General features: G+C 37.3%; 9 protein-coding genes. 2 read left to right on the forward strand and 7 right to left on the reverse strand.

All coding sequences use genetic code 11. The features are described from left to right. Positions 1-51 precede the first annotated feature (51 nt). A complete protein-coding gene (locus DKG77_RS16045; RefSeq protein WP_109665456.1) occupies positions 52-516 on the reverse strand; it encodes a GNAT family N-acetyltransferase in 465 nt (154 codons plus the stop codon). A gap of 69 nt (positions 517-585) precedes the next feature. Between DKG77_RS16045 and DKG77_RS16050 the strand changes: the two genes are divergently transcribed. Further along, on the forward strand, positions 586-1,227 hold the full coding sequence (locus DKG77_RS16050) for an O-methyltransferase (RefSeq protein WP_109665419.1): 642 nt from the start codon (positions 586-588) through the stop codon (positions 1,225-1,227). On the opposite strand, the gene DKG77_RS16055 is transcribed toward DKG77_RS16050, so the two are convergent. The 6 genes from DKG77_RS16055 to DKG77_RS16080 form a co-directional block, all read right to left on the reverse strand. After that, on the reverse strand, positions 1,181-1,765 hold the full coding sequence (locus DKG77_RS16055; RefSeq protein WP_109665421.1) for a phosphatase PAP2 family protein: 585 nt from the start codon (positions 1,763-1,765) through the stop codon (positions 1,181-1,183). The two genes, DKG77_RS16050 and DKG77_RS16055, sit on opposite strands and share 47 nt — an antisense overlap. Before the next feature lie 5 nt (positions 1,766-1,770). Further along, positions 1,771-2,049 (reverse strand): Sec-independent protein translocase subunit TatA/TatB, encoded by a 279-nt coding sequence (locus DKG77_RS16060; protein ID WP_109665424.1) that lies wholly within the window; start codon positions 2,047-2,049, stop codon positions 1,771-1,773. A gap of 85 nt (positions 2,050-2,134) precedes the next feature. Further along, positions 2,135-4,447 (reverse strand): M1 family metallopeptidase, encoded by a 2,313-nt coding sequence (locus tag DKG77_RS16065; RefSeq protein WP_109665427.1) that lies wholly within the window; start codon positions 4,445-4,447, stop codon positions 2,135-2,137. A 61-nt stretch (positions 4,448-4,508) separates the two neighbouring features. Beyond that, positions 4,509-5,027, reverse strand: a complete 519-nt coding sequence (locus DKG77_RS16070) for a DUF6702 family protein (RefSeq protein WP_109665429.1) — start codon at positions 5,025-5,027, stop codon at positions 4,509-4,511. A 100-nt stretch (positions 5,028-5,127) separates the two neighbouring features. Next, a complete protein-coding gene (locus DKG77_RS16075; RefSeq protein WP_109665432.1) occupies positions 5,128-5,916 on the reverse strand; it encodes a carboxypeptidase-like regulatory domain-containing protein in 789 nt (262 codons plus the stop codon). Further along, on the reverse strand, positions 5,906-6,646 hold the full coding sequence (locus DKG77_RS16080; RefSeq protein ID WP_109665434.1) for a carboxypeptidase-like regulatory domain-containing protein: 741 nt from the start codon (positions 6,644-6,646) through the stop codon (positions 5,906-5,908). Before DKG77_RS16080 ends, DKG77_RS16075 begins: the two co-directional genes overlap by 11 nt. 216 nt (positions 6,647-6,862) lie before the next feature. On the opposite strand from DKG77_RS16080, the gene DKG77_RS16085 reads away from it, so the two are divergent. Continuing rightward, on the forward strand, positions 6,863-8,107 hold a 1,245-nt coding region (locus DKG77_RS16085), incomplete at its 3' end, for a hypothetical protein (protein ID WP_207785473.1).

Below are 8,107 nucleotides of genomic sequence, written 5' to 3' on the forward strand. Positions count from 1 at the left end.
TTCTGGTTTGTTTCAAAAATACGATATGTAGACCTATTTAATTTGCGTAATTCACGCTAACCGCATTTCTATGAGATGTTTTTCAAAGCCTACTTTTTCATAAGCTTTTATCGCTGGAATATTATCTTCATAAACCGTTAATCTAACCTCTTTATATCCATTCGATTTTGACCAATCTTTCAACTCTTCCACAATTCTTGCATTAAGACCTTTTCCCCTAAAATCTACATGTGTAAACATAAAGCCCAAGTAGGCATAATATTCATGGTCAAGATAGTGTCTGGCCTTTTTGGGAATAGCATACCCAGATGCGATCACTTGTCCCTTTGTCTCAACTACCAAAACGCAGGAATTCTCATCTTGGATTATCTGTTTTAAGTCATAATAGCTGATTGGGTCTTCTTTTAAAGTAACATCAAAAGGACGTTCTGCCTTAATAAGTTCTTGTTCAAAGTCCAAAAGAATTGGCAAATCTTCTAAGCTTGCTTTTCTTAACTTAAAATCTGGTGATACCATAATCATCCATTTAATTAAAAACTGAAATCCTAATGTAGTTCTTTTCTATATTTTTACGAAAATTTAAGCATGCATTTCCTATCCCCTTTATTGGAAAATTATATAACAGAAAATTCTGAGTCAGAACCTAAAATTCTCACAGAACTAACGAGGGAGACACATTTAAAAGTAGTGCAACCCAGAATGATTACAGGGCACTTTCAAGGGAGGGTGTTAAGCTTACTTTCAAAAATTATTTCTCCAGAAAACATCCTTGAAATTGGCACTTATACCGGCTATTCTGCTATTTGCTTGGCCGAAGGGCTGTTAAAAACAGGAAAATTGCACACAATTGAGATAAATGAAGAGCTACATGACCTACAGCGCAGGTATTTTGACAAAAGTGGTTATGGAAATCAAATTGTACAGCACACGGGAGATGCTTTGGATATTATCCCTAAGCTAGACATCTGTTTTGACCTTATCTTTATTGATGCTCAAAAGGTAAACTATAATGCCTATTTTGAAACTGTCATTAAAAAAACAAGACCTGGAAGTATCATCCTTTCTGATAATGTTTTGTGGTCCGGAAAGGTTATTGAGCCAGTGGCTAAATCTGATAAGGCCACTGCTGTTTTGATTGACTACAACCAAAAACTGAAAAATGACCCCAGAGTGGATACCGTTATTCTTCCTGTGAGGGATGGATTGACTCTGAATAGGGTGAAATAAAACGGCCGTACAACTTGTAAAAAAGCATTGCGGTTAAAACACCAACAAAAGCTCCTACTATTATATCCACAGGAAAGTGAACTCCTACATATATCCTGCTTATTGAGAATAGCAGTGGCCATATGAAAAACAAAACCAACCACTTGCTTTTTTTTCTAAGAAAAAGAAAAACCAAAACAGTTATTGAAAAAGAACTTGCTGCGTGTCCTGAAAAAAAGCTGTAATCTGTTGGGTTCTTTAAAATACGAATCAAAGTGTTGATTTCTTCTACATTGTTTGGTCTAAGGCGTGCTACCCAAGTTTTTGTAAAATGGGTAACTGAAATGATGAAAAACACCAATGCAAAAACCGTGATTAGTTTAAAAAAAGCTTCTTTTCTTGGGAATTTCAATACAAAAAAAATAATGAAGAATAGAAATAAGGGAATCCATGTGGAAATACTGGTAATGGCCGACCAGAAAAAATCATATTCCTCAACGCCTAAACCATTTAAGTAAATAAAGATGTCCCTGTCCCACTTAAGAAGCTTCTCTAACATGGGTGTTATTTAGTGCTTCTTTTAACGGCACCTGTAACCTCATCTACATTTTTCTTGACCTCATTAATTTCTTTCCTGATATCTTTTGTGAAATCCGTATCAATACCCTGTTTTTCTGCACTTTTTTGAATTTCACGCTTAATATCATCTGTGGCATCACGCAATTGACGCATTCCTTTACCTAGCCCTTTGGCGATTCCCGGGATTTTATCCGCACCAAATACCATTACCACTATAAAGAGGATAAAAAAGATTTCTCCGCCGCTAATAAATAGAAAATGCATACAACAAATATAATGAGAACTTGGGTGTAAAATAAAAAAAGCCCTATGAAATCATAGGGCTTTTAGTACTTGTTTTGGGTAATGACTACCCTTTTATATTTTCTTTGAACTTATCAAAGTCAGATTTCTCCTCTTTAATTGGCCAAGAATTATTGGCTGTATCAATGTCCGCAGTCTCCAACTTTGGATCCACCACAATACCGACCAATTCTTTTTGGGAGGAAACAACTCGTTTTACTTCAGCATCATTCTTTCTCCAAATTTCTGCGGGGTATGTAATATTTTCCTTGCTACCATCTGCATAAGTATATTCAACAATCAATGGCATTGGAATACCACCTGGCTTATCAAAAGTTATCTCATAGAAATACTTGGGCTCTTTAACTTTGGCTCTTTCTGCCTCTGTCATATTGTCCATCATAAATTCCCTCAAGTTTTGAGAAGTCTCCGTTGGCGACTTTCCTTTTAGCTCTGGAGAAAAATCTTCACTGTCCTCTTCTGCCAAATATACCAAGGGTGGCAAATCAGCTTCTGTTAAGTTCCTATCAGCCATATATTTTTCCATTTCTTTGGTAGGCTTATTGGTAACATAGTATTTCTTAACACCTTTGACTCCAATATCTACGTAATCTGTTGTGTAAAACCAACCTCTCCAATACCAATCTAAATCTACAGCAGATGCATCTTCCATTGTACGGAAGAAATCCTCTGGAGTGGGATGTTTGAATTTCCATCGTTGCGCATAGGTTTTGAACGCGTGATCAAACAATTCTTTACCCATAACCGTCTCTCTTAAAATATTCAGGGCGGTAGCTGGCTTGCCATAGGCATTTGGGCCAAGTTGGTAAACATTCTCTGGGTTAGACATAATAGGTGAGATATGGCTTTGATCGCCGCTCATATAAGGTACCATTTTAGAAGGAGCTCCTCTACGGGAAGGATAGGCATCATTAGGAGCTATAACCGTTGGATACTTTTTGCCAAACTCTTGTTCTGTTAAATACTGCATAAAGGTATCCAAACCTTCGTCCATCCATCCCCATTGGCGTTCATCTGAATTAACAATCATTGGAAAGAAGTTGTGTCCCACTTCATGAATAATAACACTGATCATTCCATATTTTGTTCTATCGCTGTAAGTACCATCTTCATTGGGACGGCCGTAATTCCAACAAATCATTGGATATTCCATACCTTGATTTTTTGCATGTACGGAAATAGCTTTGTGATACGGATAGTCAAACGTATGCTTGGAATATGTTTCTAAAGTCTGCGCAACGGCTTTTGTGGATTGTTCTTCCCAAAGTGGGTTTCCTTCTTTTGGATAAAGTGAAACTGCCATTACGTCTTTGTTCCCTATCTTAACAGCTTGCATGTCCCAAATAAATTTTCGGGAAGTGGCAAAACCATAATCACGCACGTTTGTAGCTTTAAATTTCCAGGTTTTTTTCTTTTCTGAAAAACCTTTTTCTGCTGCTTCTGCTTCTTGTTGCGTTACTATGATCACCGGCTTATCATAAGTCTTCTTAGCAGTTTCGTAACGCTTCATCATTTCCTTGGAGAAAACTTCCTTTCTGTTCTGTAATACTCCTGTTGCATCCAAAATATGATCCGCAGGAACTGTAATGCTCACATTGTAGTTACCAAATGGAAGTGCAAATTCTCCGCTGCCCCAAAACTGATGGTTTTGCCATCCTTCCACATCGCTATATACTGCCATTCGAGGGAAAAATTGTGCAATAACATAGGCACGGTTTCCATCTTTTGGAAAATATTCATAACCTGACCGTCCTCGACCATTAACATGATCGTTGATATTGTACCACCATTTTATGGAAAAAGAAATTTGCTCTCCACTTTTTAAAGGCTGAGGAATGTTCAAACGCATCATGGTTTGGTTTATGGTATATGATAATGGCCTACCATTGGCATCTTTAACATATTCTATGTTAAAGCCACCATCGAAGGGCTCTGTAACATAAGTATTTGCAAAGTTCCCTGTTGTGTAAGCAATATTTACACCATTTCCATTTCGCAATGGAGATTTAGAATCCTTGGAGCGAACGTTTTGGTCCAATTGCACCCACAGAAACTCTAGGTTATCTGGAGAATTGTTAAAATATGTAATTGTTTCTTCTCCGTATATTTTGGCATTTTTGTCATCCAATTCAATATTCATATCATAATCCGCCCGTTGCTGATAATAATCAGGGCCCGGAGCTCCAGAAGCCGACCTGTAGGTATTTGGGGTAGCAAATTCCTCATACATTTGTTTAAACCTACTTTGATTGTAATGGCCTGGCTCTCTCTCTTCTTTGCTTTCCTCTTCTTCCTGCGCTATGGCCATAGCTCCAAAAAGGAACAACATTGAAGCAAAATAATACTTGATTTTGTTCATTTTATTTTTGATTTTAAAACGTTGAAAAATAACTTTTTTTTAACCAATTATTAAGGATTAGTTACAAGTTTAACATTCCTTTATTATTCTCTTTGATCAACACAAAACTCTTCTTCTGCCCATTGCATTTTATATGGACAATATTTTGTTGTTCTTCGAACAAATCGGTTAAGATTTCATTTTGGATGGAAATTGATTTTAGTTCAGAAAAGTTCACATCTGTTAACTCCATATAGCAAAGAATAACATCATTGTCATACTCTTTACCTAAAAAGGTATACTGAGCTATTTCTCCATTAAGTTCTATGGAAAATTTTGCCCTAAAGTACTTTTCAATGTATGCGTTGGAAACTTTGGCTTCATCGGTAGTTGCCAACTTAGCATCAATACCATACCGCTCCTTCAAGAGCTCTTCCAAATCATCAATAAAAATACGGCTTGTAACCTGGAATGAGTTATTTTTTTCAGAGTAAACCACATTGGTTACACTAACATAAAACTTATGCGCTGTGGTAAAAGACAAAAGTAGTATTACCGTCGCAGGCAACACGATGGACCTTATTGCTTTCAAATTCATCATATTCTAATAGACTTGGTAACATCAAGGATGTTACACCATTTTTGTTAAACTTCTTTACACTTGTAACATTTTTGAAACAAACTATATGCCAAGTTTTGGATTAGTCCAATTCATTATTTTCCCTGTAAGCTCGGCTCTTTAAAACCAGAAAATCCCAAATTTTCAGCTTATCCTTTGAATCCACAATTCTTTGAAATGATTCATCAACCTCGCAGAAATACATGAAATCTTCAATTTTTTCAATAGGTATCTTTAAGGTCATTATGAACAGGGAATCAACGTAGAAGTCTTGAACTCTTTGGGTTCTTGCATAGGCTTTATCAACTTTCACCCTATTCTTTAACATCTTTGTACGCCCTGTAATGGCATTGATAATGGGATCTAGAGGAGGTGATAGAATCATACCGGCATTGAATTTCCCAAAACTGGCCTGTTGCAATTTGCGTTGACTTTGTGTTGGTATTTTCTGATGGGCGTTTGGTAACCCCAAGGCCTCTGCACTAACATCTTTTTCCAACTGTAACCCTCCTAAATCTTGGCCCAAATCTCCAGAAAGGTCGTAAGGCTTTACAACCACCTCCTGCAACTCGTTCACAAATTCTTCCAAAGGAACTGTTATAAAATTTGTATTGAAAAGTACTTCATTTACCGGTAAAACTTTTCTTTTAAACTGAACTGCAGAAAATACAAGGGTGTCATTAAGTTTTATTGAAATAGAAAAATTTCCATCAATATCAGTAATTACAGCACGTTCCGTTGTAACATTTTGTACAACTACGCCAACAACATCTTTGTCTTTACTGTAAACTTTTCCTTGTAGCTCCTTTTGTTGAGCACTAACCAAAAAAGTCACTAAAAAAAATAATGAAAAAAGGAGCCTAATCCTCATCCAACTCAGCTAAGTATGTTTTACTGTGGGTCACCAAGAAATCAATCAACTGAAACTCATTTTCCTTGCGTAGGAGCGTTTGGGAAGGTACTTTGTCGTCACAGTAAATTAAAAAGGCATCTATTTTATCTTGAGGTAACTTTAAATCGACAACAAAAAACTCGTCTTCATATACTTGCCGTAATACTTCGCTAACCTTTAACGGTGTTTTATCCGAACCATCTTCTTTTTTAGACTTAAACATTGCCTTAAAAATGTTCACAAAATTAATTCCATCTCGCATTCCGCGCACACTACGCGATTCTGCAATGTTCTCTACTTCTGTTGTACGATCAATTTCATATTCAAAACCTTTAAAATCTTCATTTTTTACTTCTAGAAATTTTTTCTGATTTTCTGGAGATACAATCACTTCATCAAGCTGTGTCACTTTTTCCGTTACTTCTACGACCAATCTGTTGTTGTTCAATATTTCCGGGGTAATGGTAACCACTTCCAATTGATAGTTCACAGCAGTAAAAACGAGCTGATCGCCTTCTTTAACCAAAATGACAAATTGCCCATCTTCATTGGTGATTGTAGCAGTTTCAGTAGTTGAATTAATGACATTTTCATTGGGTACGTTACTGCCTCTGTACAGCACCTTTCCTCGCAGCACCTGTCTGTTATCTTGTGCCAGGGATGCAATTGAGAAAATGAGAGAAAATAAAAGTAGGATAGTGTTTTTCATAAAAAGGCCATTTAGCTCAAGTTAAAGAAAACCCTTGAAAGGCAGATAAAAAAATAAACGTATTCTAAACTTTTGTTAATTCTATGAAATGAGCTGATCCATTGGGTTGTCCGTTCACCATAGAACTAAGCATTTTGACGGTAATAATTAGAATAATCCGATCATAAAGTTAGTTTTGTCAATTACATTTTGAAAATCCTCAAATACTCAAACACTGTGAATGCACGTATTACAAATTTGGTCATTTGCCTACTGATGACTGCTTCGCTAAAAGCTCAGATTAAAATTGGTGATAATCCACAGAATTTAGATCCCTCTTCTGTTCTAGAGCTAGAAAGTAACTCTCGGGTATTGGTCATTACCAGAATGACCACAATACAAATGGAAAACACAGCTCCCTTACGAGGAGCCGTAGTCTACAATACAGATACGCAGTGTGTTCATTTTTATGATGGTGCCCTTTGGATCAATCTTTGTGATAGGCCAGATGAACAGACATTCTCTGCAGATGCCATTGTAAACTTTAGTCCTACAATGATTATAACCCCAGATGCGAATGGAACCAACTTCAACTTTGAAGTTGGTGAAATAAGGGGTGAAAATATTGTGGATACATCAATTAATGGCTCAGTGGATATACAGGAAGGATCCATTACTGGGCTTCAATTGCAAGATGCCACCATATCTTTTGATAAGTTGGCAGATGGAATCAACACAGGTGAACTTCTACAATGGAATGGCGCCGAATGGATATTGATAGATGAGACCGGCTTAACGGTTACCGAAATTGATGGTGTGGTTGGAAATGAAATTTTGAATGCAGCTGACGGAACGCTTATACGCACCGGAGCAGGAAGCGACATTGACCCTTTTGTATTGGATGTTAGCGTTGGTGGAATAACAAACGTGGAGATAGGAGCTGATGCAGTTACTTCGGATAAAATTCTCGATGGGGAAGTCAATACGAACGATATTGCCAATGATGCTATCAATAACGCAAAAATGGATGATGATGCAATAGGTACCAATGAGATAATCGACGATGCCGTGACCAGAGACCAAATAAACGCTAACGTTGCAGGAATTGGATTAGTCCAAGCGGTTGATGGATCTCTAGAAGTAGATGTGACCGCAATTACCGGGGACGGAGATATCACATCAACCGATGGAACCATAGCATTTGTGGGAACGACCACAGATGCCCTCTTCGAGGATGTATCCTTTGATGTAGCTGACAATGCCATAACAAATCTAAAGATGGCGGATAATGCCATAGGTACTAACGAGATAATCGATGATGCCGTGACAACGACAAAAATATTGGATGCCAACGTCACAAATGCAAAACTTGACAAAGCAAACATCCCATTAAGTGGGTTTGGGGCAGCTACCGCAAATGTGACCATGGGAAGCTTCCAAATAAACAACCTGTTGGACCCTACACTTGCGCAGGACGCCGCA

Source organism: Flagellimonas aquimarina (genome assembly GCF_003149745.1).
Classification (GTDB): Bacteria; Bacteroidota; Bacteroidia; order Flavobacteriales; family Flavobacteriaceae; genus Flagellimonas; species Flagellimonas aquimarina.